24 protein-coding genes and 3 tRNA genes are annotated in these 26,149 nt (G+C 40.7%); 26 read left to right on the top strand and 1 reads right to left on the bottom strand.

The window, feature by feature from the left end; genetic code table 11:
* Window positions 1-69 precede the first annotated feature (69 nt).
* From PU629_RS00090 to PU629_RS00125, 9 genes are all read left to right on the top strand, one after another.
* Window positions 70-1,452, top strand: coding sequence for a glycine--tRNA ligase (locus PU629_RS00090; RefSeq protein ID WP_275282230.1), 1,383 nt, complete (start codon window positions 70-72; stop codon window positions 1,450-1,452).
* Between the two features lie 25 nt (window positions 1,453-1,477).
* Window positions 1,478-1,678 carry a DUF951 domain-containing protein gene (locus PU629_RS00095; RefSeq protein ID WP_275282231.1) on the top strand — a complete coding sequence of 67 codons (201 nt, stop codon included), beginning with the start codon at window positions 1,478-1,480 and terminating at the stop codon, window positions 1,676-1,678.
* Window positions 1,679-1,964: 286 nt separating this feature from the next.
* Window positions 1,965-3,065 carry a redox-regulated ATPase YchF gene (gene ychF / locus PU629_RS00100; RefSeq protein ID WP_275282232.1) on the top strand — a complete coding sequence of 367 codons (1,101 nt, stop codon included), beginning with the start codon at window positions 1,965-1,967 and terminating at the stop codon, window positions 3,063-3,065.
* Window positions 3,066-3,251: 186 nt separating this feature from the next.
* On the top strand, window positions 3,252-3,545 hold the full coding sequence (gene rpsF, locus PU629_RS00105) for a 30S ribosomal protein S6 (RefSeq protein ID WP_275282233.1): 294 nt from the start codon (window positions 3,252-3,254) through the stop codon (window positions 3,543-3,545).
* 22 nt (window positions 3,546-3,567) lie between these two features.
* Window positions 3,568-4,095, top strand: coding sequence for a single-stranded DNA-binding protein (gene ssb / locus PU629_RS00110; protein WP_275282234.1), 528 nt, complete (start codon window positions 3,568-3,570; stop codon window positions 4,093-4,095).
* Window positions 4,096-4,115: 20 nt separating this feature from the next.
* On the top strand, window positions 4,116-4,343 hold the full coding sequence (rpsR, locus tag PU629_RS00115) for a 30S ribosomal protein S18 (RefSeq protein ID WP_275282235.1): 228 nt from the start codon (window positions 4,116-4,118) through the stop codon (window positions 4,341-4,343).
* A gap of 116 nt (window positions 4,344-4,459) precedes the next feature.
* Entirely contained in the window at window positions 4,460-4,645 is a 186-nt protein-coding gene (locus PU629_RS00120) for a hypothetical protein (protein WP_275282236.1), read from the top strand.
* A gap of 420 nt (window positions 4,646-5,065) precedes the next feature.
* Window positions 5,066-5,128 carry a hypothetical protein gene (locus tag PU629_RS22505; protein ID WP_481900525.1) on the top strand — a complete coding sequence of 21 codons (63 nt, stop codon included), beginning with the start codon at window positions 5,066-5,068 and terminating at the stop codon, window positions 5,126-5,128.
* Window positions 5,129-6,077: 949 nt separating this feature from the next.
* On the top strand, window positions 6,078-7,085 hold the full coding sequence (locus tag PU629_RS00125; protein WP_275282237.1) for an asparaginase: 1,008 nt from the start codon (window positions 6,078-6,080) through the stop codon (window positions 7,083-7,085).
* Between the two features lie 230 nt (window positions 7,086-7,315).
* On the opposite strand, the gene PU629_RS00130 is transcribed toward PU629_RS00125, so the two are convergent.
* Complete coding sequence (locus PU629_RS00130; protein ID WP_275282238.1) at window positions 7,316-8,260, bottom strand: cation diffusion facilitator family transporter; 945 nt, start codon at window positions 8,258-8,260, stop codon at window positions 7,316-7,318.
* Window positions 8,261-8,670: 410 nt separating this feature from the next.
* Here PU629_RS00130 and PU629_RS00135 point away from each other — a divergent pair, with 410 nt between their 5' ends.
* From PU629_RS00135 to rlmH, 17 genes are all read left to right on the top strand, one after another.
* Complete coding sequence (locus tag PU629_RS00135) at window positions 8,671-9,615, top strand: YybS family protein (RefSeq protein ID WP_275282239.1); 945 nt, start codon at window positions 8,671-8,673, stop codon at window positions 9,613-9,615.
* 25 nt (window positions 9,616-9,640) lie between these two features.
* Complete coding sequence (locus PU629_RS00140) at window positions 9,641-11,611, top strand: DHH family phosphoesterase (protein ID WP_275282240.1); 1,971 nt, start codon at window positions 9,641-9,643, stop codon at window positions 11,609-11,611.
* On the top strand, window positions 11,608-12,051 hold the full coding sequence (rplI, locus tag PU629_RS00145; RefSeq protein ID WP_275282241.1) for a 50S ribosomal protein L9: 444 nt from the start codon (window positions 11,608-11,610) through the stop codon (window positions 12,049-12,051). The genes PU629_RS00140 and rplI overlap by 4 nt, the downstream gene beginning before the upstream one ends.
* A gap of 4 nt (window positions 12,052-12,055) precedes the next feature.
* Window positions 12,056-13,423 carry a replicative DNA helicase gene (gene dnaB / locus PU629_RS00150; RefSeq protein ID WP_275282242.1) on the top strand — a complete coding sequence of 456 codons (1,368 nt, stop codon included), beginning with the start codon at window positions 12,056-12,058 and terminating at the stop codon, window positions 13,421-13,423.
* A gap of 1,062 nt (window positions 13,424-14,485) precedes the next feature.
* The gene (locus tag PU629_RS00155; protein ID WP_275282243.1) at window positions 14,486-15,772 is read left to right on the top strand and encodes an adenylosuccinate synthase; all 1,287 of its coding nucleotides are present in this window, start codon (window positions 14,486-14,488) and stop codon (window positions 15,770-15,772) included.
* A 494-nt stretch (window positions 15,773-16,266) separates the two neighbouring features.
* Window positions 16,267-16,343, top strand: a tRNA-Met gene (locus tag PU629_RS00160).
* A 423-nt stretch (window positions 16,344-16,766) separates the two neighbouring features.
* A tRNA-Phe gene (locus PU629_RS00165) sits at window positions 16,767-16,842 on the top strand.
* 15 nt (window positions 16,843-16,857) lie between these two features.
* Window positions 16,858-16,930: transfer RNA gene (locus PU629_RS00170), tRNA-Thr, on the top strand.
* A gap of 276 nt (window positions 16,931-17,206) precedes the next feature.
* Window positions 17,207-17,359 carry a M23 family metallopeptidase gene (locus tag PU629_RS22450; RefSeq protein ID WP_343076299.1) on the top strand — a complete coding sequence of 51 codons (153 nt, stop codon included), beginning with the start codon at window positions 17,207-17,209 and terminating at the stop codon, window positions 17,357-17,359.
* A 431-nt stretch (window positions 17,360-17,790) separates the two neighbouring features.
* Window positions 17,791-18,495 carry a response regulator YycF gene (yycF, locus tag PU629_RS00180; RefSeq protein ID WP_275282244.1) on the top strand — a complete coding sequence of 235 codons (705 nt, stop codon included), beginning with the start codon at window positions 17,791-17,793 and terminating at the stop codon, window positions 18,493-18,495.
* An 8-nt stretch (window positions 18,496-18,503) separates the two neighbouring features.
* Window positions 18,504-20,318, top strand: a complete 1,815-nt coding sequence (walK, locus tag PU629_RS00185) for a cell wall metabolism sensor histidine kinase WalK (protein ID WP_275282245.1) — start codon at window positions 18,504-18,506, stop codon at window positions 20,316-20,318.
* A complete protein-coding gene (locus tag PU629_RS00190) occupies window positions 20,315-21,643 on the top strand; it encodes a YycH family regulatory protein (RefSeq protein WP_275282246.1) in 1,329 nt (442 codons plus the stop codon). The genes walK and PU629_RS00190 overlap by 4 nt, the downstream gene beginning before the upstream one ends.
* The gene (locus PU629_RS00195; RefSeq protein ID WP_275282247.1) at window positions 21,640-22,506 is read left to right on the top strand and encodes a two-component system regulatory protein YycI; all 867 of its coding nucleotides are present in this window, start codon (window positions 21,640-21,642) and stop codon (window positions 22,504-22,506) included. Before PU629_RS00190 ends, PU629_RS00195 begins: the two co-directional genes overlap by 4 nt.
* A gap of 4 nt (window positions 22,507-22,510) precedes the next feature.
* On the top strand, window positions 22,511-23,305 hold the full coding sequence (locus tag PU629_RS00200) for an MBL fold metallo-hydrolase (protein WP_275282248.1): 795 nt from the start codon (window positions 22,511-22,513) through the stop codon (window positions 23,303-23,305).
* A 440-nt stretch (window positions 23,306-23,745) separates the two neighbouring features.
* Window positions 23,746-24,981: a S1C family serine protease gene (locus tag PU629_RS00205; RefSeq protein ID WP_275282249.1), complete on the top strand. Its 1,236-nt coding sequence runs from the start codon at window positions 23,746-23,748 to the stop codon at window positions 24,979-24,981.
* 373 nt (window positions 24,982-25,354) lie between these two features.
* Entirely contained in the window at window positions 25,355-25,543 is a 189-nt protein-coding gene (locus PU629_RS00210) for a CxxH/CxxC protein (RefSeq protein WP_275282250.1), read from the top strand.
* Between the two features lie 61 nt (window positions 25,544-25,604).
* A complete protein-coding gene (rlmH, locus tag PU629_RS00215) occupies window positions 25,605-26,084 on the top strand; it encodes a 23S rRNA (pseudouridine(1915)-N(3))-methyltransferase RlmH (protein ID WP_275282251.1) in 480 nt (159 codons plus the stop codon).
* Window positions 26,085-26,149: the final 65 nt, after the last annotated feature.

Below are 26,149 nucleotides of genomic sequence, written 5' to 3' on the forward strand. Positions count from 1 at the left end.
CTGCAGAAATGGGAAATTCTTTAATGAGTCATAAGATTTTCCAAACAAAATTTGAAGAGGTGTGAAAAAATGGTTAAAGATATGGAGCAAATTGTTAACTTATCAAAACAGAGAGGATTTATTTTCCCTGGGTCTGAAATTTATGGCGGATTAGCCAACACATGGGATTATGGCCCGTTAGGCGTTGAATTGAAAAACAATATAAAGAAGGCTTGGTTAAAGAAGTTTGTTCAAGAGTCTCCTTATAATGTGGGTCTTGACTCGGCCATTCTAATGAATCCTAAAACATGGGAGGCTTCCGGCCACTTATCCAATTTTAATGATCCTATGCTTGACTGTAAGCACTGTAAAGCACGCCATCGCGCCGATAAATTGATTGAGGACCAAGTAGGCGAAGAGACGATTGGGAGACCGGTTGACGGAATGTCCTTTGCTGAAATGGAAGCTCTGATTAAAGAATATAATGTTAAATGTCCGGTATGTGGTGAAGCGGATTTTACACCAATTCGCCAATTTAACTTAATGTTTAAAACTTATCAAGGTGTCACGGAATCTAGTAAAGATGAAATTTATCTTCGTCCCGAAACGGCTCAAGGGATTTTTGTGAACTTTAAAAATGTCCAGCGTACGATGCGCAAGAAACTTCCGTTTGGGATTGCCCAAATCGGTAAATCCTTCCGAAATGAAATTACACCGGGTAACTTTACATTCCGGACTCGTGAATTTGAACAAATGGAATTAGAATTTTTCTGCAAGCCGGGTGAAGAAGAAGAGTGGTTTAAGTATTGGACGGATTTCTTATATAATTGGTTGCTTTCTTTGAATATGAAAGAATCTAATTTGAGAGCTCGTGAGCATGAAAAAGAGGAACTCCCTCATTATAGCAATGGTACGACTGATTTCGAATATAAGTTTCCATTCGGTTGGGGGGAGCTGTCCAGTACATCTTCTAGAACTGATTTTGATCTTAAGCAGCATATGGAGCATTCAGGTGAAGATCTTCAGTATATTGATCAAGAAACAAATGAACGCTACATTCCATATGTCATTGAGCCATCATTAGGGGCTGACCGTGTGACACTTGCTTTTATGTTAGATGCGTATGAGGAAGAAGTAATCAGCGAGAATGATACACGTACGGTCCTCAGATTCCATCCAGCTTTGGCGCCTTTTAAAGCCGCTGTTCTGCCTCTTTCAAAAAAGTTAAGGGATGGTGCGGAAAAAGTATTCCAAACACTTGCCAAGGATTATATGGTAGACTATGATGAATCTGGCTCTATTGGCAAGCGTTACCGCAGACAGGATGAAATAGGGACTCCGTTTTGTATTACTTATGACTTTGATTCGGAGGAAGATGGCCAGGTTACTGTCCGAGGTCGTGATACAATGGAGCAAGTCCGAGTTCCTATCGCAGAATTACCAGCTTTTCTGAGAGAGAAGTTGGCCTATTAAAGAAGTAAGAAGGGGGCCTGCAACTATGGCGATTGAAAAAACCTTTCAACTTCATGATGTAGTGGAGATGAAGAAGCCACATCCCTGCGGAACCAACGAGTGGAAAATCATTCGTATGGGTGCTGATATTCGTATTAAGTGTGTGGGGTGTGATCATAGCGTCATGCTATCCCGAAATGAATTTACTAAAAAGATGAAAAAGGTACTTAGGCACGAAGAAGCTTAGGTACCCTGAGGCTGTCCCCATTGGCGTGTAGATCGACGGTTTGCTCCCAACCTGCAGGGCAAGGGATCCTTCCAACCAAGGGGTCAGTCTCTTTCTTTTTATGCACTACCCGCGAAGGCTTGCGCTTTTTTATAAACCTCAATATAATTGTGAGGGATTGACCGAATAGGCTTCTTTATCTTTTCTTTTAATGATTTTCCCATGTCTTCTATCGATTTTTAAATAAATTACGACAGTTAAGCGTCATTTTACAAAAGAGGCTTGGCTAGATTTGAGGAGTGTAAGAATGGCACTAACAACAGGGATTGTGGGCTTGCCGAATGTGGGTAAGTCAACCTTATTTAATGCAATCACACAAGCGGGCGCCGAATCAGCAAACTATCCTTTTTGTACGATCGATCCAAATGTCGGCCGTGTCAATGTTCCAGATAGACGATTAGACGCATTGACGGAGATGTATCATCCAAAAGAAACGATTCCAACCACGTTTGAATTTACTGATATTGCTGGATTGGTCAAAGGGGCAAGTCAAGGAGAAGGGTTGGGCAATCAGTTTTTGGCCAATATTCGTCAATGTGATGCGATTTCGCATGTTGTCCGCTGCTTTGATGATAAAGACATTACGCACGTATCTGGTAAAGTGGACCCAATTGATGATATCACCACCATTAACCTTGAACTTATTTTAGCGGATTTGGAACAGGTTAATAAGCGAATTGGCCGAGTTGAAAAAATGGCTAAACAAAAGAATCAAGAAGCAGTGATTGAATTTTCAGCATTAGACAAGCTTAAAAATGCCTTTGAAAATGAGCTTCCTGCTCGTTCCGTTGAGCTGACGGAGGACGAGCTGCATGCGGTGCAGCACATGAATCTCTTAACGATGAAATCAATTCTTTATGTAGCCAATGTCTCTGAAGAAGATATTGCCTCTGGAGAAGAAAATGATTATGTGAAGCAGGTCCGTGAGTTTGCTCTCAAAGAAGGATCAGAAGTTGTCGTCATATCTGCCAAAATTGAATCTGAGATTGCGGAGCTAGATGCTGAGGAGAAAGCGACTTTCCTTGAGGAATTAGGGATTGAGCGTTCCGGTCTCGATCAGCTTATTGAAAAAAGTTATAAATTGTTAGGTCTTGAAACTTATTTTACTGCTGGTGAAAAAGAAGTCAGGGCATGGACGTTCAAAAAGGGAACTAAAGCACCTCAAGCGGCTGGTATTATCCATTCTGACTTTGAACGGGGATTTATTCGTGCAGAAGTCGTATCTTTTGATGATTTAATGGCAGCTGGATCATTGAATAAAGCAAAAGAAAATGGGAAGCTTCGCTCAGAGGGGAAAGAATATGTTGTAAAAGACGGAGATATCATTCACTTCCGTTTTAACGTCTAAAGCTCTTTCTTCAGTTGATAAACCTATTGATTTCAAAAAAATTTACTCTATATATAAAGGACAATCCGATTATTTGGATTGTCCTTTTGCAATCTAGTCGATTTGTGCTATAATATAGTTCTGTGAGTGAGAGATACTTACTCCTTGCTCCTTCGGGGGCCGTTAGTCCAAAGGGAGGTGACCAGCGTGCGTAAATATGAAATCATGTACATTTTGCGACCAGATCTTGAAGAGGATGCACAGCAAGCAGCGAAAGAAAATCTTGCAAAGATCCTAACTGATAATGGCGCAGAAATCAATGACGTACAAGAGATGGGCAAGCGTCGTTTAGCTTATGAAATTAATGACTTCAACACCGGTGTTTACACTGTTCTATATGTAACAGCAGGTACTGAAGCAATTAACGAATTCGACCGTCTATCTAAGATCAATGAATCTGTACTTCGTTTTATGATCATTAAAGACGAGAGAGAACAGTAATTATTTTGAGGGAGAGGTTCTGATGATTAATCGAGTGGTGTTGGTTGGCCGGTTAACACGAGACCCTGAATTACGTTATACGCCAAACGGAGTGGCTGTTGCTAACTTTACAATTGCTGTCAATCGCCCTTTTTCTAATCAGCAAGGAGAGCGCGATGCCGATTTTATCTCAATCGTGGTATGGCGCAGACAAGCTGAGAATGTGGCTAATTTTGTTGGCAAGGGTAGTTTAGTAGGGATTGATGGCCGGCTTCAAACGCGCAGTTATGATAATAATGAAGGTAAACGTGTTTATATTACAGAAGTTGTCGCAGATAGTGTTCAATTTTTGGAATCAAAAGGACAAAGAGGTACAGCACCATCAGGGGCTACCCCTTATCAATCATCAGGATCAGGCTCTCAAGCTAATTATCAACAACCATCAGGTGGAGCTCCAAAACGTAATCAGGGTCAAGGCTCTAATCCGTTTGAAGATCCATTTGGAAATGATGATCCGTTTGCTAATGATGGCAAACCTATAGATATTTCCGATGATGACTTACCATTTTGATAGACAAAGGAGGGATACGCATGGCACGTCGTGGACGCGGTAAACGTCGTAAAGTGTGTTACTTTACGGTTAACAATATTACCTATATTGACTACAAACAAGTTGATTTACTCAAGCGTTTCGTTTCCGAGCGTGGTAAAATCTTACCTCGCCGTGTAACAGGAACTAGCGCTAAGTACCAACGTCAATTGACTGTTGCGATCAAACGCGCACGTCAAATGGCTTTGTTACCATATACGACTGAATAAAAATATAGAATAGGCATTTTAGGGGATAACCTTAAAGTGCCTATTTTTTATGGGGATTTGTAAATATAATTTGAAGAAGTACTCAGGGACTTATACTCGCTCCCTACCAAAAGGCAATGGATGAAGTTAATAAAGAAATCGGTTCTAATTACTTCATTCCTGCTAATTCTGAAGAAGAAGTTTATAACAATATTAAAGATATGAGTGTTTCACATGTTAAAAATCAGTTGATTGAAGAATATCAAAATCAAAACAATACACCTTCAACCTCACAGATCGATTCCCCTATGAAAAAAGAGTAGTAGCGTTCACTCCAGTGCAACCGTTACTAGCCATTTATTAATCCAACCTGACAGTATCTCTCAAAGTATAGAGCAAACTTATCCTATACAATACAACTCTAAAATGTACCTAGATTCTACTGTTTTCAGTGGAACGGGAGCAGTAGGGACGTTTACTTATAACAGTATACAAGATTATGGTTCAGAATGGTCTGCAAGTAATACGGGTTATCATTTTAGTGTTTCTAGCAGCTCTCACTCATTGAGTAGCGACAGGAAATCTTGCACAGTTAAACTAACTGGTTACCCTGTTGATCCAAATGGTTTTTCTCTCGCTACTGAAATTTTTGCAACTCATACCTTTAGTGCAAATTAAAAATCGTTTGAAGAAGCCTTTATGATTTTATAAATTTGCAATCCTAATAAACAGAGAACCACTAAATTAATGTCGACTACAAACAAGTTGATTTATTAAAGCGTTTCGTTTCCGAGCGAGTATTCTAGTGGGGAGAGAAGGAAACAAGGAGAAATTTATGATCAGAAATGGCGAAAATAGAAATGAAAATAGGGCTCGAAGGCAAAGCGTAATACCGGAAAGGAAAATCCACGTGCCTCCTCTGTGCTAACCTTATTTAGATGAATGCACGCTCTGAGTTAGTGGAAAGGCCTTTATACGGAAAGATAAAATATGAAAACCCACGAATATCAGAATGCTAACCGCAGTAGAGATTTTTGCCTTCGTACCGTGTCTTTATTTTGTGTAAGAAAAGGAGGAGATTTCATTCTCAGTTTTAAAGAGTATCCCAATCTCAGGATTGCCCGTCAAGGAAGTCACTTGACCGACAATCCTGAGATTGAGAAGTAATTCACTAAGCTGAGAAGGAAAAAGCTATAGCTATAAAAGGCTATAAAACTACATCAACAGAAATCAAGTTGATTGAAGCAAAAGGTGCGAGACTCCTACGGGAATAGCACGTGTCCGAAGATCCACTTGGGAACATCGTTTTCCAATTCACAAGTTAGCTGAGGCCGTGCCAGTGGAAAGCGAGCATCCTGTAGCGAAAAGCAACAACCAGTCAACTTCAATCACAAAAATGAAGCCATAAAATGCTTCTCCTATTAGAGGTGCCTAAAAACGGAGTCAACACCCAAATTTGAGTGGGGGCCTTGACCGTTTCGTTCATATCAGGAGGATTGGCCGTTCGTCTGCGGCAAGCGAGAGAATTCCCACATTGATTAAACAATCCCCCCTTTTTGTTAAACGTTTAAACAAAAAAACGTGTGAAGAAAAATTCATGGGCTAAGTCTATACTTGGGATGAGGGGAGTCGCGGGGTTAACCATTTTGTGCTTTGGTTTGAATTATTAAAGTAAGAATAATTAAAAATTATGTTAAAATTAAGTTGAAAGGGATTACTTTAAGATCTATAGAAGGAATTTGGGAGGGGTTTATGGTGAGTAAGCCAGTTGAGGTTTATAGAGGTCAATACTTAGAAAGTACCCATGAGATTCATATTGCCGTAACAAATGATAAAGGTGAATTGCTTTATTATTATGGTGATTCAGATCGGCCTACTTTTGGCAGATCTTCTATGAAACCTTTTCAAGCCGTTCCTCTTATTGAAACAGGAGCAGCTGAAACCTTTAATTATGGCAAAAAAGAGATTTCATTAAGCTGTGCCTCTCATAGCGGGGAAACTATACATAGGTCAACCGTTCTTGATATTCTTGAAAGAATTGGTTTGGAAGAGAATGCTTTGCAATGCGGAACACATATTCCTAGGGATATAGAAAGCTATAATGAACTAATTAGAAGCGGGAAAGAATTAACGCCGGTTTTTAGTAATTGTTCAGGGAAGCATTCTGGAATGCTTGCAACGGCAGTTAAGATGAACGAAGATATAGAAACGTATAGAGAGATTAGCCACCCGGTTCAAAAGCGGATTTTGACCGCCATTTCTGCGGTTTGTGAATTCCCTGTTGAGGAGATTGGCTTGAGCGTAGATGGATGCGGCGTGCCGGTTCATCAATTGCCAATAAAAAACATCGCGCTTGGTTTCGCACGATTAGCTTCATTAAATAACAACGATTTTCCTCATAGAAGAACACTTTCAGTCATCGCTGAAGCTATGGTAAGTTTTCCGGAGATGGTTGGTGGAACCGATCGCTTTGATACGGACTTAATGAAGGTTTATAAGGGAAGATTGGTTTCAAAAGCAGGCGCAGAAGCTGTTCAATGTATTGGCGATCGAGAAACAGGGCTTGGGATTGCCATAAAAATCGAGGATGGCGGGGCCAGAGCGACCAGTGCTGTAGCTATGGAGGTCCTTAGACAATTGAAGATAGGGACAGAGAAGGAATTTGCAAGTCTTGAACAATACGTTACGCCTCCTGTTCTGAACATGAGAAAGGACAAAATTGGCGTCATTAAAACTAATTTTGAATTGAAAAAGAACAAATAGGCACATCCCTTAAGAAGATCAATGTCTGATGATTAAAAAAATAGGGGCCATGCCCATGAGACTAGGGGAGTTTCTAAGAGCAGTCAACTCTAGATACCCTGGTGATAAGGGCATTTGAGCCATGCATCATAAAAAAAATCGCGCCAGCTTGGTTGTGCTTTTCACCAAAAAGGGCGATTTTTTTATATAGTCAGCAGGGTCAAAGAATATGGAAATTTAAATATATTGGCTCAGGATCCTTCATTTTCCTTCGAAGGGGGTACAGATTTATCAGGTGGTTGTTGGTCTTCAGCATACCAAGGATTTAAATGGATTAAAACCTCTTCCACATCTGGATAAGTCTCCATTATGGTATCGCGGATATAGCGGGTAATATCATGCCCCTCTTGGATTGTGAGCGTTCCTGGAATGCTGATCCGAATGTCGATTAAAATATAGTTACCGTGTTCGCGGGCGCGCAGCCGGTCTATCCGTTTTACTTGCGGCAGAGAGCATATAATGGTTTGATAGCCCTGTTTAACCTCATCGGATACACTGCTTTCCATCAAAACCTGTATCGCCTTATTTCCCATTTCAAAGGCTACTTTTAAGATTAACAGTGAAACGACGATGCCAGCAAAAGGATCACCGTACTCTGTAAAAGGGATTGAAAAAAGCTGTCCAATCCAAGCAACGCCGATCCCGACGACTGCGGCAAGGGATGCCCACACATCGGCTAAGTGGTCATAAGCTGTTGCCATCAAGCTTTTGCTTCTCATTTTTCGACCGACGCTGATCGTGTAAGAGTATAGAATTTGTTTCCAAATTAGAGAAACAAGTGCCGCACCAAGTGACCAAATAGTTGCTTGGTGTGGGGCTAGAAAGAGGGCGTGAACCGATTCATAAATGAGATAGACCCCGGCAAACCCTAATACGATAGCTACCACGACGGTGCCAATATCCTCAGCTTTTCCATGACCATAAGGGTGGTCTTTGTCAGCGGGCAGGCTTGCCACTTTCATGGATCCCAGTGTAGCAATTGACGCGATGACATCACCGCCATTATGAATCCCATCGGCTAATAAGGCTGTACTATTAAATAAGACACCCACGATAATTTTGAGTGCAGTCAGGATAAAATTGCTGATTAGTCCAATCCAAGCTGTGAGCCAAGTGGAGGGAGCTTGTTTAGCCATCTATGATCACCTCAGGCTGAGTATGGGTTCGAGCAAATAAAAACGACCCAAGGAATATAGGGTCGTAAATGTGATTGTGCAAGTGAAATCAAATGTAACTTAAACTCCACATGTATACTTAATAATAAGTGTTCCTATAATGCCAATATTCCTATCCAATTATACCTTAAATGACGTTTGAAGTGGGAAACTATGTTGGTGCAAAGATTTAAAATTTTACCCTAATTAAGTGTGTTGATCGTCATAACGGCATTCAGGCTGATTTTTCATTCAGAATTCATTTAAAAAATAGGGTGCAAATGGATCCTAAAATTTTAATACAATTGCTCTATGAACAGGAAACAACTAGAATAGAGAGACAAGTCATTTTTAGTTAGAGAACGGATAAATTGTAAAAGCAGGTGAGAGTGTTGGCCAATCGAACAAGAATGATCACAGAAGGGGCAGCCTCGACGGTTTTATTTGTCATTATTTTATTGCTTACCTCTTATGTTCCAATCATTGGGATCATCAGTATATTTCTTCTGCCTATTCCGATCATGTATTTCACTTCTAAACAAGGATATAAGTCAGGACTCATTGTGTTCTTGTCTTGTTTTATTATTACCATCTTGGTAACGGACCTATTAAGGGCATGTGTTGCGGTCTTTTTTCTTCTCATAGGACTGGTGATGGGAGAGCTTTTAAAGCGAAAATGCTCCGCCATTCAACTCTTGATTGCGGGAACATGTTCCAATATAGTAGTATTACTAATTGCTTATGGGATTTGTGCGTTCCTTTTTCATATTAATCCTATTAACTGGATAACCAATCAGATTTTAAAGAGTATCGACCTTACCTTGAAAATGAGCCCTTATTTACAGGGCAATAAGGATGCGATGAAGCAATTTGAAGCCATGCGTGCTCAAGCCAAGAATATGTCGCAGCTTGCTCCGGCGTTGCTAGTTGCCATTTCTGCGATGTATGCGTTAATTATTGAAATTTTATCCGGTGCTGTCCTTAAACGATTAAGAGTCCCATTTCCAAAGTGGCAGCCATTTCGAGAATGGCGGTTTCAGCGTCAACTGGTCTGGTACTATCTCGGAGATCTTATTTTAATGTATTGGGTTGGAGATAAATGGGGTTCTACAGGATCAATGGTTTTCTATAATATCTTTTATATTCTAGAGATTATCATGGTGATTCAGGGATTAGCCTTTATTTATTACTTTTTTTATCAGAGGAAACAAGGGTTATTATTTCCAAATTTGATAACTGTTTTTTCTATTCTTATTCCTCCAGTCCTTTATATTGTTCTCATATTAGGTATAATTGACTTAGGATTCGACTTCAGGTCTCGAATCAAGAGTAGATAAATATAGGAGCTTGGGAGCTGAAGGTATGTCAAATGACAGGAAACCAGGTTGGCAAAGTTTCCCGATAATGGCTATTACGGCGATTAGCATTTTTTATATACTATGGACGTGCCTATTCAATTGGATTTTGGGAATCGTTGGATTGGTTGTCTTCATCGTGTCTGCTTATTTGGCTAATGTATATAAAAATAGAGAGAAGCAAGACCTTGAAGCCTATGTATCCACTCTGTCCCATCGAGTGAAAAAAGTCGGAGAAGAAGCTCTTCTTGAGATGCCAATAGGTATTTTATTATATAGTGATCAACAGGTTATAGAATGGATGAACCACTATCTTGTCTCGATAACCGGAGAAAAGTCCTTAATTTCTCAGTCGCTCAATCTTATTTCAGATACCCTCATTCCTTTCATTAAAAGTGATCGGAAAGAAGAAATATTGGTGATTAATCGCCGCCGTTATCGAGTGATGCCGCATCGTGAGGAGCGATTGCTGTATTTCTTTGACATTACTGAAGCTGAAGAAATTAAAGGGCGTTATCAGGCCGAAAAAACTGTATTTGGTATCATTTATTTAGATAATTATGATGAGGTCACTCAAGGGTTAGACGATCAGATTCGCAGTAAGCTTAACAATGAAGTGACAAACATTATTAAACAATGGAGCCTTGAACACGGGATCTATTTTAAACGATTCTCATCAGATCGTTTTTTTGCGGTTCTGAATGAGGATATTTTGAAGGAATTAGAAAAAACACGTTTTGATATCTTAGACCGTGCAAGAGAGGTCACCGCAAAAGAGACGATCCCTCTGACACTTAGTATAGGTGTTGGCGCAGGGGCAACCGATCTGCTCGAATTGGGTCAACTCACACAGTCGGCTCTGGATCTTGCCTTAGGGCGAGGCGGTGATCAAGTGGCGATTAAGTTTCCATCAGGTAAGGTTCAATTTTATGGTGGAAAGTCCAATCCAGTTGAAAAACGAACTAGAGTGCGGGCACGTGTTATCTCACAGGCCTTGTCTGAGTTGATCCATGAGAGTGATCAAGTGTTTGTTATGGGGCATCAACAGCCTGATATGGATGCAATCGGTGCGGGTATTGGTATTCTCAAAATCGTTGAGGCTAACGAGGCAAAAGGCTCGATTGTAATCGATCCAAATGACTATGGTCCTGGTGTCATTCGCCTTATTGAAAAGCTTCAAGAAAGCGAGCGGATCTGGTCACAGGTCGTAACGCCTGATGTCGCTTATGAGTCACTCACAGCTAATACATTAGTCGTTGTTGTGGATACACATAAGCCTAGCCTGGTTGTGGATCAACGTCTTCTTAGCAAAACGGACCGGGTAGTGGTCATTGATCACCATCGCCGCAGTGAGGACTTTATTAAGGACCCTGTGCTTGTATATATGGAGCCTTATGCATCGTCAACAGTAGAACTTGTTACAGAACTCCTTGAATATCAGCCTAAGAAATTTCATTTAGATATTATTGAAGCGACAGCGATGCTTGCAGGGATTACAGTTGATACAAAGAACTTTACCCTTAGAACGGGATCCAGAACGTTTGATGCGGCATCGTATTTAAGGGCTCATGGCGCCGATACAATATTGGTTCAAAAACTGCTGCGAGAAGATATTAATCAATTCAATGATCGAGCCGAACTCATACGCAGTACGATTCTATATCGCGAGCATTTGGCCATTGCAGTGGGGCAGGAAAACAAAACGTATGATCAAGTGTTATTAGCCCAGACGGCGGACACACTCCTTACCATGAATGGAATAAAAGCCGCATTTGTGATTGCAGTAAGGCCGGACAACCGAGTTGGTATCAGTGCCCGCTCACTTGGAGAAATTAATGTCCAAATCTTGATGGAAGAAATGGGCGGCGGCGGGCATTTAACTAATGCTGCAACCCAAATAGCGTGTACAATTGAAGAAGCAAAGAATACTTTAATAGATGTCATCGATTCATATTTTGAAGGAGGAGAAGACGCATGAAAGTTATCTTTCTACAAGATGTTAAGGGAAAAGGAAAACAGGGTGAGGTAAAAGAGGTTTCGGAAGGTTATGCCCGTAACTATTTAATACCTCGGAATTTAGTCGTTGAAGCTAATAAGGGGAATCTTAAGCAGTTAGAACTAAAGAAAAAGGGCGAAGAAAAACAAGCCGAGAAGGAATATGAAGAAGCGCTCGCGCTTAAAGAAACCCTTGAAAATACAGAAGTCACCCTCTTGGCAAAAGCGGGTGAGGGCGGTCGCCTTTTTGGATCCATTACTAGTAAACAGATCGCAGAGGCACTTAAAAAAGATAAAATCAAAGTGGACAAACGTAAGCTTGAATTAAATGAGCCTATTCGGACATTGGGTTATACGAATGTGCCAATTAAACTACATCCTAAAGTCACGGCAACCTTAAAAGTGCAGGTGAAGGAGCAATAAACCAATGAGTGATTTATTTACGGATCGAACCCCTCCAAGTAATATAGAGGCCGAGCAAGCGGTCCTTGGGGCTATATTTCTAGAACCTAACAGCATTGTAACGGCATCGGAGGTCTTGACACCAGAAGACTTCTACCGATCCGCACACCAACGAATTTATAGTGTCATGCTCGATCTTTCTGAACGGGGAGAGCCCGTAGATGTCATCACTTTAACAGCGGAATTACGAGACCGAAAACAGCTTGATGAGGTCGGTGGACTCAGCTACCTAACAGAATTGGCCAATTCAGCTCCAACGGCTGCTAATATTGAATACTATAGTCACATTGTAGAAGAGAAGGCGATACTAAGACGTTTAATTCGAACGGCTACCCAGATTGTTTCAGATGGTTATCAGAGAGAAGACGAAGTCGAATCTATTTTAGATGATGCGGAAAAAACAATCTTGGAAGTGTCACAAAAGAAACGGTCAACCGCTTTTCAATCGATCAAAGATGTCTTAGTTGAAACCTATGATAATATTGAACTTTTAAATAATCGCAAAGGTGATGTAACCGGGATCCCAACAGGTTTTATTGAACTCGATCGTATGACAGCAGGCTTTCAAAGAAATGATTTAATTATTGTTGCCGCTCGTCCTTCTGTTGGTAAAACGGCTTTTGCATTAAATATTGCTCAAAATGTGGCAATCAAGGCCAATGAAAATGTGGCGATTTTCAGTCTCGAGATGGGTGCTCAGCAGCTTGTTATGCGTATGCTTTGTGCTGAGGGAAATATTGATGCCCAAAGGCTGAGAACAGGACGTTTGGAAGAAGCGGATTGGCAAAAGCTCACAATGGCAATGGGAAGTCTTTCTAATGCCGGGATTTACATTGATGATACACCAGGGATTCGTGTTAATGAAATCCGTGCAAAATGCCGTCGTCTTCAACAAGAACGCGGCCTCGGAATGATTTTGATCGATTACTTGCAGTTAATCCAAGGGAGTTCTTCTAGGGGAAGTGAGAACCGTCAGCAAGAGGTCTCAGAAATCTCTCGAACTTTAAAAGCCCTTGCGCGTGAATTAAATGTCCCAGTTATTGCCCTTTCTCAGCTTTCACGGGGCGTTGAGTCACGCCAAGACAAACGCCCGATGATGTCAGATATTCGAGAGAGCGGTAGTATTGAGCAAGATGCGGATATTGTTGCCTTTCTTTATCGTGATGATTATTATGACAAAGAATCTGAGAAACAGAACATCATTGAGATCATTATTGCCAAGCAACGTAATGGTCCTGTTGGAACAGTCGAACTCGCCTTTGTCAAAGAATATAATAAGTTTGTGAACTTGGACCGACGCCATGATGAGCGGAATATGCCACCAGGCGCTTAAGCTTGAGTGAACTTACATTAAAAACAGCCTTCCTAAAGAATGGGTAACGGGTTCACTTCAGAGGTGCAAACAATTAACTATCAAGGTAAATCGCACGGCTTTTCACGTAGTCATTCACCGTGCGATTTTTATTGTAATATCAATGTTTATTGACCATTTCATCCGTAAATCACAGTTTAATTTACATGGGTGGAAATAATTATTGGCGGTGTGTGAATTAACCGGTGATTGAGCAAGTGAAAGGTAGGTTGATTACTAAGTCATTTGGATCTATATGCTAAAATAAAAGTTAGATTATCGAATTGTTCTTAAAGTAAAAAACGGACTGAACAAGAAATTTTAGAGTCACCTGTGATCGTTGAAATAAGCGGAGATTTTTCCGTTATCAACCAAAGTAGCGTTCAGTTCGTCGTAAATAAGCGGAGTTTTTCCGTTTAAACCAAAAGAAATGATCCATTTTCATATTTTTCGAGCCAATAGTCGGAATTTCTCCGTCTATTTTAGCTATTTTTAATGTCGATTTCTAAATAAGAGGAATTTCTCCGCTTATTTAGAAAGTTCGCTCTAGCCATTTAATGAAATAGGTAATCGATTGCCTTTTATGAAAATAAAACAACCGAATCTCAAAAGATTCGGTTGTTTTGACGTTTACTAGTCTTTTTTTTCTGTGATTTTATTGTGAATAGTAGGGTGATTTAAGGTGATAATTAGCGTTTTGCATCTCACAAGTAAACCCGTTAAAGAATGGGGGGCTGTTTTTTTATATGATCAGAAAATTTTTAAATAAGGTTGAAGGGTGAGACTTAAGTATCAACGTACTTTCAAAGGGCAGATCTGCTAGACGGATGGGTCGCTGAAAAACAAGTATTTAGTGCGTTTTTCCTTGTTAATGGTGCATAATATGAGGGGAGAATCGTCTGAGTGAAAAAGCGAACAATGTTATAGTGTGGTTGTTTAATTGTTCGTTTTTTTGATTGACGTTTGTTCGACGTGCTGATACACTGATAAAGGATTATTGACTCAGATTAAGTTAACAAATTGAAGAGAACAGGGAGGCCAACTATGTCATCTGTTGTTGTTGTGGGTGCTCAGTGGGGCGATGAAGGAAAAGGTAAGATTACGGATTATTTGTCTGGTAACTCAGAAGTTGTTGCCCGTTATCAAGGCGGGGATAATGCTGGACATACGATTGTATTTGGCGGAAAAAAATATAAGCTTCATTTAATTCCTTCAGGCATTTTTTATTCGGATAAGATTTGTGTCATAGGAAATGGAATGGTTGTTAATCCTAAATCTCTTGTTGAAGAACTTAATTACTTACATGAAAACGGTGTGTCTACAGATAATTTGCGCATCAGTAATCGCGCTCATGTTATTTTGCCCTATCACTTAAAATTAGATGCGATTGAAGAGGAAAGAAAAGGGGCCAATAAAATAGGAACGACGAAAAAAGGAATTGGTCCTGCCTACATGGATAAAGCGGCACGCGTAGGCATTCGAATGGCTGACCTTTTGGAACCGGATACCTTTAAGGAGAAATTAACACAGAATTTGTCTGAGAAGAACCGCTTGTTTGAAAAGGTTTATGAGGTTGAAGGGTTTAATCTGGAAGACTTCTATGATGAATACTTGGAATACGGCAGAATCATCGCTCCATATGTAAGTGATACCTCTGTTGTCCTCAATGAGGCATTAGATCTTGGAAAACGGGTCTTGTTTGAAGGCGCACAAGGCGTCATGTTAGACATTGATCAAGGGACTTATCCTTTTGTCACTTCCTCTAACCCTGTTGCTGGCGGTGTGACCATTGGTTCAGGTGTTGGACCGACGAAAATTGGTCATGTCATCGGAGTAACCAAAGCCTATACGACACGTGTCGGGGACGGGCCATTCCCTACAGAGCTTCATGACGAAATTGGTGATCAGATTCGTGAAGTGGGTCATGAGTACGGTACGACAACTGGAAGACCGCGCCGAGTTGGCTGGTACGATAGTGTTGTTGTCCGACATGCTAAACGGGTCAGCGGGATGACAGATCTCTCGCTAAATTGTTTGGATGTGTTGACAGGGCTTGATACCGTGAAGATTTGTGTTGCCTACAAATATAATGGTGAGGTCATCGAGCATTATCCGGCCAGTCTCAAAATTTTGGCTGAGTGTGAGCCGGTTTATGAGGAATTACCGGGATGGAAAGAAGACATCACAGGCGTTCGATCCCTTGATCAACTGCCTGAAAATGCGCGGCATTATTTAGAGCGCGTGTCTCAATTAACAGGCGTTCCTATCTCTATCTTTTCAGTAGGACCTGGCCGTGAGCAAACCAACCTCGTCCGTCCTGTTTTTGCTTAATTTTTAATGGGATGTGTAACGGACATGGAGTCCCGTTACACACCCTTATATGTAACAAATTTAAATTTATTGAATAGGCGACTACCTTTTAAGACATAATAAGTATACAAGCAAATGGAAAGCCATTTTTTAACTTGAATGTAAATATATTTTCAAAAAGGCTTGCAATAATAAAAATAACATGGTAATATTAATTTTGTTGTCGCATTGAACTTTTATATTATCGCGGGGTGGAGCAACGAGCATTTGCTTCTCCTGAGTAAGCAGCGAGTTGTTTAAAATCACCATAAATTGATAAGTGATTTTAAACAGGATTTAATTAGTCAAGCGACACATACAAATACATCCTTTTATATTATCGCGGGGTGGAGCAACGAGCATTTGCTTCTCCTGAGTAAGCAGCGAGTTGTTTAAAATCACCATAAATTGATAAGTGATTTTAAACAGGATTTAATTAGTCAAGCGACACATACAAATACATCCTTTTATATTATCGCGGGGTGGAGCAGTCTGGTAGCTCGTCGGGCTCATAACCCGAAGGTCGTAGGTTCAAATCCTGCCCCCGCAACCAATTTATTTTTCTAACATAGAACAAGCATTTAACAGCACTTTAACATACATAGAAAAACGCACGCTAAAAGTTGTCTAAACTTGTTACAAGTTAAAAGTAATTTTAGATAGAGATAACAAATTTTAAGTAAGCAGCGAGTTGTAAAATTTACCCGTCTATTGAATCAGTAAATTTTACAGAGTTAGAAAGGTCAAACCGACGCCTAATACCTATTTAGGCTCGATAGCTCAGTCGGTAGAGCAACGAGCATTACCTCTTTGCATAAGCTAAGAGTTGTTTAAAATCACTCCAAACTACTAAGTGATTTTAAACAGGATTAAAAGTACAAAAGCTTAAAGCAGCGAGTTGTAAAATTTACCCGTCTATTGAATCAGTAAATTTTACAGAGTTAGAAAGGTCAAACCGACGCCTAATACCTATTTAGGCTCGATAGCTCAGTCGGTAGAGCAGAGGACTGAAAATCCTCGTGTCGGCGGTTCGATTCCGTCTCGAGCCACCATTAATTTTATATTTTGCCGGCCTAGCTCAATTGGTAGAGCAACTGACTTGTAATCAGTAGGTTGGGGGTTCAAGTCCTCTGGCCGGCATCTCTTAAAAGACATGGATCGATTCCATGTCTTTTTTTGATGGCTTTTTTCGCCCAACTTCCCCTTAATTTCAACCAAAGTGGTATCTTCGCGAGGAACAGGGGATATCCAATGGCCGGCTGTCGGTGGTGTTATTACGAGTCCATATGGATCAAGGTGGGGACCTTTCATAAAGGGATGGATAGTGCTGGGGTATCGGATCATTCAATCTTAGCCGCTGATAATAATGTAGTTAAAAGGGCCGGTTGGGATAATGGTGGATAGGGAAATCGCATTGTGATCGATCACAACAATGGTTTCGAAACAACTTACAATTGTCTTTTTCAAATTGATGTTCGACCAGGACAAGTGGTCAGAAAAGGACAAAAAATGGGTGTAATGGGTGAAACCGGTGACGCAACCGGTGTTCACTTACACTTTGAGGTTTAAAAAAAACGGTCATTTAAAAAATCCTACTCAGTTCGTCCATGGATAAATCTTATATAGCCTTACAAAAAAGAGCAGCCCTTTTTGAGGTTGCTCTTTTTTGTAAATCTAAAAATTAAGGCGCGCAAGATGCGGAAATCATGAAAGTATTCAAGTAAGAGGCTCGCTAGGACTTGGCGACCCCCTCTGTTTGAGACTTTCTTGAAACGTCACATCAGCAGTCCTTAAGTGTAGGATAAGTTTTTCAAAAATGTCGTTGGATTTCTTTCATTCTCCGGATATGATAAAATAAACTAACGTGTGTTTTAAAATTAAAAAGGTGTTATTATAAGGTATTAAAAAACGTGTTAAATAGATATAAATTTAATTAATCTTATTTGTCGTTCTATAAAATGAGGTTGAATGGGATCTAAATGATCTAGGAGGAGAACGAGATGGACAAGAAGATTCTAGTTGTCGATGATGAGCAGCCAATCGCTGATATTTTGGAGTTTAATCTCAAAAAAGAAGGCTATGAGGTCGTTTGCGCTTATGACGGTGACGAGGCTTTGCAAAAAGTAGAAGAAGAACGTCCTGATATGGTTTTGCTCGATGTTATGCTGCCAATACGAGATGGAATGGAAGTATGCCGTGAAATCCGAAAGAAGTATGACATGCCAATTATTATGTTAACAGCAAAGGATACAGAAATAGATAAAGTATTGGGACTTGAAATGGGTGCGGATGACTATGTGACAAAGCCTTTTAGCAATCGAGAGCTGATTGCGCGTGTAAAAGCTAACCTTCGTCGTCATAGTCAAGAGGCCCCAAAAGAGGAAGAGCCAGGTAATGAACTAGTGATTGGCAGTTTGGTCATCCATCCAGACGCTTATAAAGTCACTAAACGCGGGGAAGAAATTGAGCTGACTCACAGAGAGTTTGAATTGATTCATTACTTAGCCAAGCATCTTGGACAGGTAATGACCCGTGAGCATCTTTTGCAGACTGTATGGGGCTATGATTATTTTGGAGATGTAAGGACTGTTGACGTCACCGTTCGCAGGTTGCGCGAAAAGGTGGAAGATAATCCGAGTCGGCCTTCTTGGATTATCACGCGAAGAGGCGTCGGCTATTATTTGAAAAATCCAGATCAGGAGTAGACGTTTGAATGAATAAAGTAGGATTTTTTAAATCCATACAGTTTAAAGTTGTACTCATTTATACGCTATTAATTTTACTTGCTATGCAGTTAATTGGCGTGTATTTTACAGATCGATTAGAGCATAATTCGCTTGAAACCTTTGATAAATCAATGGAAAATCAAGCGAATCTGCTTTCTTATAACATTAGTGAAGCGATTAAAGAAGTGAATCAAAAAAATACAACCGATCAAAAGGCACTCATCAACAGTATTCAAGATCAGTTAAATGAAGTTCGGGATATGGTAGATGTCCAGGTCATTGATAACAATGGAACCATTTTGGGGACCACTAGCCAAGACCAATCCATTGTTGGAAAGAGAACCACTAATGATCAAATTCTAGCGGATCTTATGAACTCTAATGGCTATAAGCGTCAGACTCTTTATAATAAAGATACAAAAACCCGCGTGATGGATGCCACGATTCCAATAAAAATTGGAGGTGATAAGCAGGGTCTGCTTTTTATGGAAAAGTCCTTGGATTCTGTTTACGATAATTTACGCGGGATTAACCAGATCCTCGCAACGGCAACAGGTATTGCGCTACTGGTAACAGCTGTTTTAGGGTGGTATCTAGCTCGAACGATTACGCGGCCGCTTGCGTTGATGAAGCGCCAGGCCCTTGCTGTGTCACAGGGGGATTTTTCCAGGCGTGTGATGGATTATGAGGATGATGAAATAGGGCAGTTAGCTCAGTCTTTTAATAACATGACGGAACGCCTTCAAGAAGCCAATGCCACGACGGAAGCGGAGCGAAGGAAGCTTCGGTCCATTCTTGCCTTTATGACGGATGGGGTGGTGGCAACGGACTATTACGGCCACGTCATCCTAATGAATAACCGTGCTGAGCAACTGATTCGAGTCTACCGGCAGAATGCCCTTGGTGAATCTGTCCTCAAAATTTTAAAGATCGAAGACGAGTATTCGTTGGAAGACCTTTATAATATGAAGGAATCACTGATCCTTGATTTTAGCACCGACTTTCAACAGCTTATGGTTCGGGTGAATTTTTCAGTTGTTAAGAATGAAGGCAATAATGGTCTGATTGCGGTGCTTCACGATGTAACCGAACAAGAGCAGATAGAAGAAGAGCGGCGAGATTTTGTTGCAAATGTCTCGCATGAACTCCGCACCCCACTGACGACGATGAAAAGCTATTTAGAGGCTTTATTAGATGGGGCACTGGATGATCGTGCTTTGGCAGAGAAATTCCTTGGGGTCGCCCAAACTGAAACCGACCGGATGATCCGGTTGGTACGTGATTTGCTGCAGTTGTCCAAGCTGGATTCACGTGATGAATCGATAAAGAAGGAAAGAACCAATTTTATTACCTTTTTCCAAGCGATCATTGACCGATTTGAGTTTTCAAAAACCCAGTCCATTGAGTTCATTCGAAAACTGCCAAAACGGGCTGTTTATGTCTCGATTGACCCTGACAAGATGACTCAAGTGATTGACAATGTTATTTCGAACGCTATTAAATACTCCCCAGAAGGCGGTTCTATTACTTTTAGAGTCGTTACAAAGGGGCAGCATTTGGTGGTAAGTATCAAAGATGAGGGCGTTGGAATTCCTGAGGAGAATGTTTCTCGAATTTTTGACCGCTTTTATCGGGTGGACCGTGCTCGATCTCGAAAATTGGGAGGGACTGGTTTAGGACTCGCTATTGCCAAGGAAATAGTCAACGCGCATAGCGGGGATATTTGGGCAGAGAGTGAGTGGACGAAAGGGACAACCATTTCCTTTACGCTGCCATTATCGAGAAGAGGTGATGGAGTTTGAGACGTGAGATTGTCAAGTCAATTGCTCTTTTTTTACTCGTTGTTGTCAGCCTCACCTTAACTTGGTGTATTTGGTCTTACCAAGGCGATTATGCGCCAACTAATCCAAGTGAGCCGACTAAAATTAGTAATATTGCCTCAGCTAAACCGATTAGTGACGTAATTCGGCCCTATCAAATTGTTCGTTACCCTGCTGATCAACCCAAAGATCTGGTAGGAATGCTTGGCAATGGGGTCAATAGTCTCTACAAGCTGTTGACAGACGCTCACTTAAGCATTCAGCCCAACCTTGAGATGCCAAAGCCCACAGGGAATGTGTATGATCTTTTTTTTCCTACACCTATTTCAACGACCATTATAAAAGACCTTTTTCAGTTGAATTCAACCAATGCCTCGACATTAAGTCAGGATTGGCTAATCGATCGAGTTCAGCTTTATCAAGCAAAGAATAGCAAAGATACAACTTATGTCGTTTTCATGGATCAAAACGGAACACCAAAATTCTATGCAAAAGGGGATCTTTCTGTTTTTGATAAATATGACAAGAGCGTCAAGGATTCTAGTAATTGGCTAAGTTATACTAAGAAGCGACTGAAAGATCGAGAAGTTTATCTCCCTAACGAACCGATAAAAACGGTGTCAGTAGAAAGTCATTTATATTCGTTAGTTGGTTTCGATGCGTTTAAAACGATTTTGTTTAGCAATCCGCGTCAGGTTATTTATAGTGGAAACACTTATTCAGACGGGGTCAGTCAGCTTTCGAGCCATCAAAAACTAGTCATGCAATATTATACGGTCTCGAGCGGTTCAGGCTCAAACGGTGATCCGATCTTACAAAGTTATAAATTTATCAATGGACATAAAGGCTGGACCAATTCCTTTAACATTGATGACTATACAAGCTATCCGGCCAAAGGACAATCACAGGTTGTTTTCCGCCTTACCGAAAATGGGCTGCCGGTCTATTCTATGGACGCTTATCCGTATGATTATGAGTCTCAGATATCCCTTGTTTGGAATGAGGGGGAACTCATAAAGTTTGATCGGACCCTTATAACGGTTGGGGTGAGTTACAAACCTTCTTATCCAAAAGAAGTTACAACGCCTATGGATAGTATAGAGCTTTTGAAAAAAACGGGAGCTTTTAATTTATCGTCTATCTCTGATTTTAGATTGGGATATGAAATGACGCTTGACCAGGATGAAGCTTCCATTACTTATACACCTGGATGGTTCTTTAAGAAGGATGGTACCTGGTATTCGGTCACTGATTTTCTTAATAAATACAGTAATAGTATTGAAGAAGATAAAGGAGGAGGCACATGAATTGGAGTAAAACTAAAACCATTTTCATTATTTGCTTCCTCTTGCTCGATATTTTTCTAACTTACCAGTTGATTAGCCGTCAAAAAGGTGCACAGAATCAAGAGAACAGTACTCAAAGCTCATTTAGCCAGTATATTAAAAATAAGGATATTCAAATTAACACGACATTGCCAGATACGGTTGGAACGCTCACTTTTTTAAGTGGATCTTATCAGGATTTTGGCAACTCATCTAATAAAGCTCTATCAAAAGCCCTCAAAGCGCTTGCAGGGCCAGCGAAAAAACCTGTTCAGATGTTTACAACAGATACTCAGTCGACTGTCTTAAAAAGTACCTTTGTGAACAAAGTTTCAGTTCCGGAAACACAAACGGACCAACAAACCTTCTTAAATGAGTATGTTTACATGGGCGACCAATACCGGTTTTGGTCTTACGATAAAGATGAAAAGATTTATAAATTTATTCAAACCTATAATGGACATCCTGTTTTCTCCATAACGAACGGTCATTTGAATACCCTTGATATGACCCTCGATAAGTCAGGGAAGTATATAACGGGATACACCCAATCTTTTGTAAACATAAAAAAAGAGAAAAGTACAAAATTAGGTGTACAACCCATGGAGGCAATCCAACAGCTTTGGGAAAAAAATATGCTGTCTCCAATTAATAAGCCCGTTATTCAAGCAGTGGAATTAGGCTATATTAACATGAGTGAAAACAGCGACCAGTCACAGCCACAGCCCTTCGCGTATTTACCGGCTTGGTATATTGAGGTAAAGACAACCGCCACTCAAGACGTTAAACGTTATTTTGTGACAGCTATAACTGGACGGATTCAAACAATTGATGGAGGGGAGTAACGGCATGTCTATGAATTTTAGTGTGCTTGCTAGCGGCAGTACAGGGAATGCCGTCTATGTCGAGTATGGGGATAAGCGGCTGCTTGTTGACTGCGGCCTAAGCGGGAAGAAAATGGACGAGCTTTTTAAAGAGATAGACCGGTCACCTAAAGGGCTGGATGGCATATTGGTGTCCCATGAGCACAGTGACCATGTCAAAGGTTTGGGGATTTTTGCAAGGAGGCATCATCTGCCTATTTATGCGAATGAAGCGACATGGAAAGCAATGTCTTCATCGATTGGTGAAGTACCGGTTGAACAAAAATTTATTTTTAAAACGGGTCAGGTTCAATCATTTGGTCAGTTAGAAGTCGAGTCTTTTGGCGTCTCACATGATGCAGCTGAACCGATGTTCTTTGTTTTTCGCGGCGGAGGAAAACAGCTCACGTTAGTAACGGATTTAGGGTATGTTTCCGACCGAATAAAGGGAACGATACAGGGCTCTGATACGTACATTATCGAAGCCAACCATGATATTGAAATGCTGATGGCAGGCCGCTATCCGTGGAGTATTAAACGGCGGATATTAGGGGATTCCGGCCATATATCTAATGAAGATGCTGGATCAGCTCTATGTGAGGTGCTTGATAATCGCACGCAAAGCATTTATCTGGCCCATTTAAGTAAAGATAATAATATGAAAGAGCTCGCGCGCATGAGTGTCCAGCAGAGGCTTGAGCAAGAAGGCATTCGAATCGGTGAAACACTAGGAATCTATGATACAGATCCAGATCGACCTACCGCTTTAACGGCCGTCTGAAGAAGAAAACCAACATGACCAACCACCTTCAATTTTTGAAAACGGGTTGGTTTTTTGTTTAGAGTGGAATTATAAGTCTTAAGTTCCTTGAAATTGGGTAAAATGGTTGGGGAAGGTAGCGTTATAAGGATTATGAAATTTTTTACATAACAGTTAGCTCATTTTACACAAAAATTAAAGAAATTTTAATAAAGCTCCTATAAAATCAGATTTGTAAGTGATTTTGGCAGGGTGAAGGCAGAAGGCTTATAATAAATAAAATAAAAGTTGCTTTTTTGTGAGACAAAATGTTTGTTGGGACTAGAAACAGGGTATTTCTATAAAGACACTGTGAGCACCATTTTATGCGGCTTATAGTTTGAAAAATGTCCCATAATCTTTGATGTGTTGGAGCAGATGGGTATACTAAAAATGAATATTATAAGGCAGGTGGAAGAGTCATGGGATATTACGATAATAAGGATTATGACTATGAGGGACCTGAGAGACAAAATAGATCAGGTAGAAACAGACGAAGTGGCTGGTTTCTTTCAGGGCTGCTTGGAGCTTTAGTCGGAATTGTCGTCTTCTTTATTGCTTCACCCTACTTAGCAAGAAATGGCCTTTTGCCAAGCTATTCATCAACTAATCAGCAAAGTGCTGTTCAATCAACGAATACTCAAGGTACTCAGAATACAGAAAATGTGAGCTTAAATCTTAATGATTCGATTGTGCAAGCCGTTGACAAAGTTTCTCCAGCGGTTGTCGCCGTCATTAATATGCAGAGCGGAAGCAGCTTCATGGATAATTCGCTTCAGGAAGCAGGAGTTGGCTCTGGTATTATCTATAAGAAAGATGGTCAATATGCTTATGTCGTGACGAATAATCACGTGGTTTCAGGAGCGAAAAAGCTAGAGGTCCAATTTGATGACAATACAAAAGTGACCGCTAAGCTTCTCGGCGTCGATTCTCTTTATGATTTGGCTGTCTTGCGTATTCCTAGCAATAAGGTAACGACGGTCGCACAATTTGGTAATTCGGATACTCTTAAACGCGGTGAACCGGTGGTGGCAATTGGAAATCCACTTGGTTTCTCAGGATCCGTTACAGAAGGAATTGTAAGTGCGAATAACCGCACGATTGAACGAACCGTTACAACAAATGGCGGTCAAGTTCAATATAACGCAGAAGTCATTCAAACGGATGCAGCGATTAACCCTGGTAACAGCGGCGGTGCGCTAGTAAACGTCGAAGGTCAAGTCATTGGGATTAACTCAGAGAAGATTGCTGAAACAGACGTTGAGGGAATTGGATTTGCTATTCCAATCAATGTAGCAAGCACTGTTATTCATCAGCTTGAAACAACAGGTAAAGTCGAACGCCCATACATGGGAATCGGTTTACTCGATTTAAGCCAATTGTCATCGAGTGCTTACCAGCAATTAAATATTCCAAATACCGTAAAAGAAGGTCTTGTTATTTCTCAAATTAGCTCGAACTCGCCTGCATCCCAAGCCGGCTTGCAGGAAGGTGACGTCATCGTCGCCGTTAATGGTCATAAGATCCAAGACTATGTTGATTTCTCAACTTATCTCTATTCCGATCTTCAAGTTGGTCAGAAGGTATCCGTTGACTATTACCGCGATGGAGTTAAGAAGACCACATCACTTACATTAGGCGGAAAAACCTTCTCCTAATTCAATAAAAATAAAAGTCAAAGGCACGAGTCTAAAAAGGCTCGTGTCTTTTTGCGTGAAGAAGGTGAACTTTTCACAAGGCAGCACGAGCATATTCGAGGCTGCAAGTTCACTAAAGCTTTCGCTAGGACTTGGCGACAACGCCTGTTTGTGACCCAAAGATGTACAGAAGTCACATCATGAGTTCTTTAGGGCAACCCAAGTTTTTCGGGTAAGACCTAATTTAGATTTGAGGAGGCCACTGTCCCAATTAATTGGGGCAGGATTAGGAAAAAAGGGGCCATTTAAGTTAAAATGAGGATAAGATGTGGATAATAAAATGGGATAAGTAAAAAAAGAAAGGGTAACTAACGAGTCGAAAGGAATTGAAATAATGGAAGAGAGCTATTTTGTTTGTGAGGATCATGTCGATCTAGCCTTAGAAGCCGCGGCAGAGTCAACCCTGAGACCACCACTATTGGAGAAAGTCAGTCATACACAGAGTTTATCCACAGCCTGTGAATATTGCAAGAATAGAGCTGTATATGTGGTTACAAACACGTATTCCCATACAGAATGTTGATAAAAATTGTGGATATGTGGATAACTTCTGTGGAAAACTTGTTTATAGAAGGGGATAGCCTGTGAATATAACCATCCTAGCAGTCGGAAAGATTAAAGAAAAATACTTAAAACAAGGAATGGATGAATACATAAAAAGATTAGGGGCCTATGCCAAAATCAATATGGTGGAAGTGCCAGACGAACCCGCACCAGATTCAATGAGTGAGGCGGAAATTGAGCAGGTGAAAGCAGCAGAAGGAGAGAAGATCTTATCGAAGTTAAGTCCTGACCATTACTGCTTTGCGCTTGCCATCCAGGGCAAGCAACATACATCAGAGGCCTTTGCCTCTGAGATCGACCGGCTGGCAACCTATGGACAAAGTAAATTAGCCTTTATAATTGGCGGGTCCAATGGATTAAGCGACGCTGTTCTGAAACGGGCCGATGCGCATCTGTCCTTCTCCAAAATGACCTTCCCCCATCAACTCATGCGCCTCATTTTGCTTGAGCAGATTTACAGGGCGTTTCGGATTAACAGAGGGGAACCGTACCATAAGTAAATGAGGTTTTTGTCTATCCTCTTATCTTTTCAAAAAGAGAGAAACTGCAGTTTACACTTCCAATC

Origin of the sequence: Pullulanibacillus sp. KACC 23026, assembly GCF_029094525.1 — a bacterium.
Lineage (GTDB): Bacteria > Bacillota > Bacilli > Bacillales > Sporolactobacillaceae > KACC-23026.

Coding starts and splice junctions, on each gene's coding strand:
- PU629_RS00090 (WP_275282230.1), top strand. CDS start 70: ATGGTTAAAGATATGGAGCAAATTGTTAACTTATCAAAACAGAGAGGA.
- PU629_RS00095 (WP_275282231.1), top strand. CDS start 1,478: ATGGCGATTGAAAAAACCTTTCAACTTCATGATGTAGTGGAGATGAAG.
- ychF (WP_275282232.1), top strand. CDS start 1,965: ATGGCACTAACAACAGGGATTGTGGGCTTGCCGAATGTGGGTAAGTCA.
- ssb (WP_275282234.1), top strand. CDS start 3,568: ATGATTAATCGAGTGGTGTTGGTTGGCCGGTTAACACGAGACCCTGAA.
- rpsR (WP_275282235.1), top strand. CDS start 4,116: ATGGCACGTCGTGGACGCGGTAAACGTCGTAAAGTGTGTTACTTTACG.
- PU629_RS00120 (WP_275282236.1), top strand. CDS start 4,460: ATGGATGAAGTTAATAAAGAAATCGGTTCTAATTACTTCATTCCTGCT.
- PU629_RS00130 (WP_275282238.1), bottom strand. CDS start 8,260: ATGGCTAAACAAGCTCCCTCCACTTGGCTCACAGCTTGGATTGGACTA.
- PU629_RS00140 (WP_275282240.1), top strand. CDS start 9,641: ATGTCAAATGACAGGAAACCAGGTTGGCAAAGTTTCCCGATAATGGCT.
- rplI (WP_275282241.1), top strand. CDS start 11,608: ATGAAAGTTATCTTTCTACAAGATGTTAAGGGAAAAGGAAAACAGGGT.
- dnaB (WP_275282242.1), top strand. CDS start 12,056: ATGAGTGATTTATTTACGGATCGAACCCCTCCAAGTAATATAGAGGCC.
- PU629_RS00155 (WP_275282243.1), top strand. CDS start 14,486: ATGTCATCTGTTGTTGTTGTGGGTGCTCAGTGGGGCGATGAAGGAAAA.
- yycF (WP_275282244.1), top strand. CDS start 17,791: ATGGACAAGAAGATTCTAGTTGTCGATGATGAGCAGCCAATCGCTGAT.
- walK (WP_275282245.1), top strand. CDS start 18,504: ATGAATAAAGTAGGATTTTTTAAATCCATACAGTTTAAAGTTGTACTC.
- PU629_RS00195 (WP_275282247.1), top strand. CDS start 21,640: ATGAATTGGAGTAAAACTAAAACCATTTTCATTATTTGCTTCCTCTTG.
- PU629_RS00200 (WP_275282248.1), top strand. CDS start 22,511: ATGTCTATGAATTTTAGTGTGCTTGCTAGCGGCAGTACAGGGAATGCC.
- PU629_RS00205 (WP_275282249.1), top strand. CDS start 23,746: ATGGGATATTACGATAATAAGGATTATGACTATGAGGGACCTGAGAGA.
- PU629_RS00210 (WP_275282250.1), top strand. CDS start 25,355: ATGGAAGAGAGCTATTTTGTTTGTGAGGATCATGTCGATCTAGCCTTA.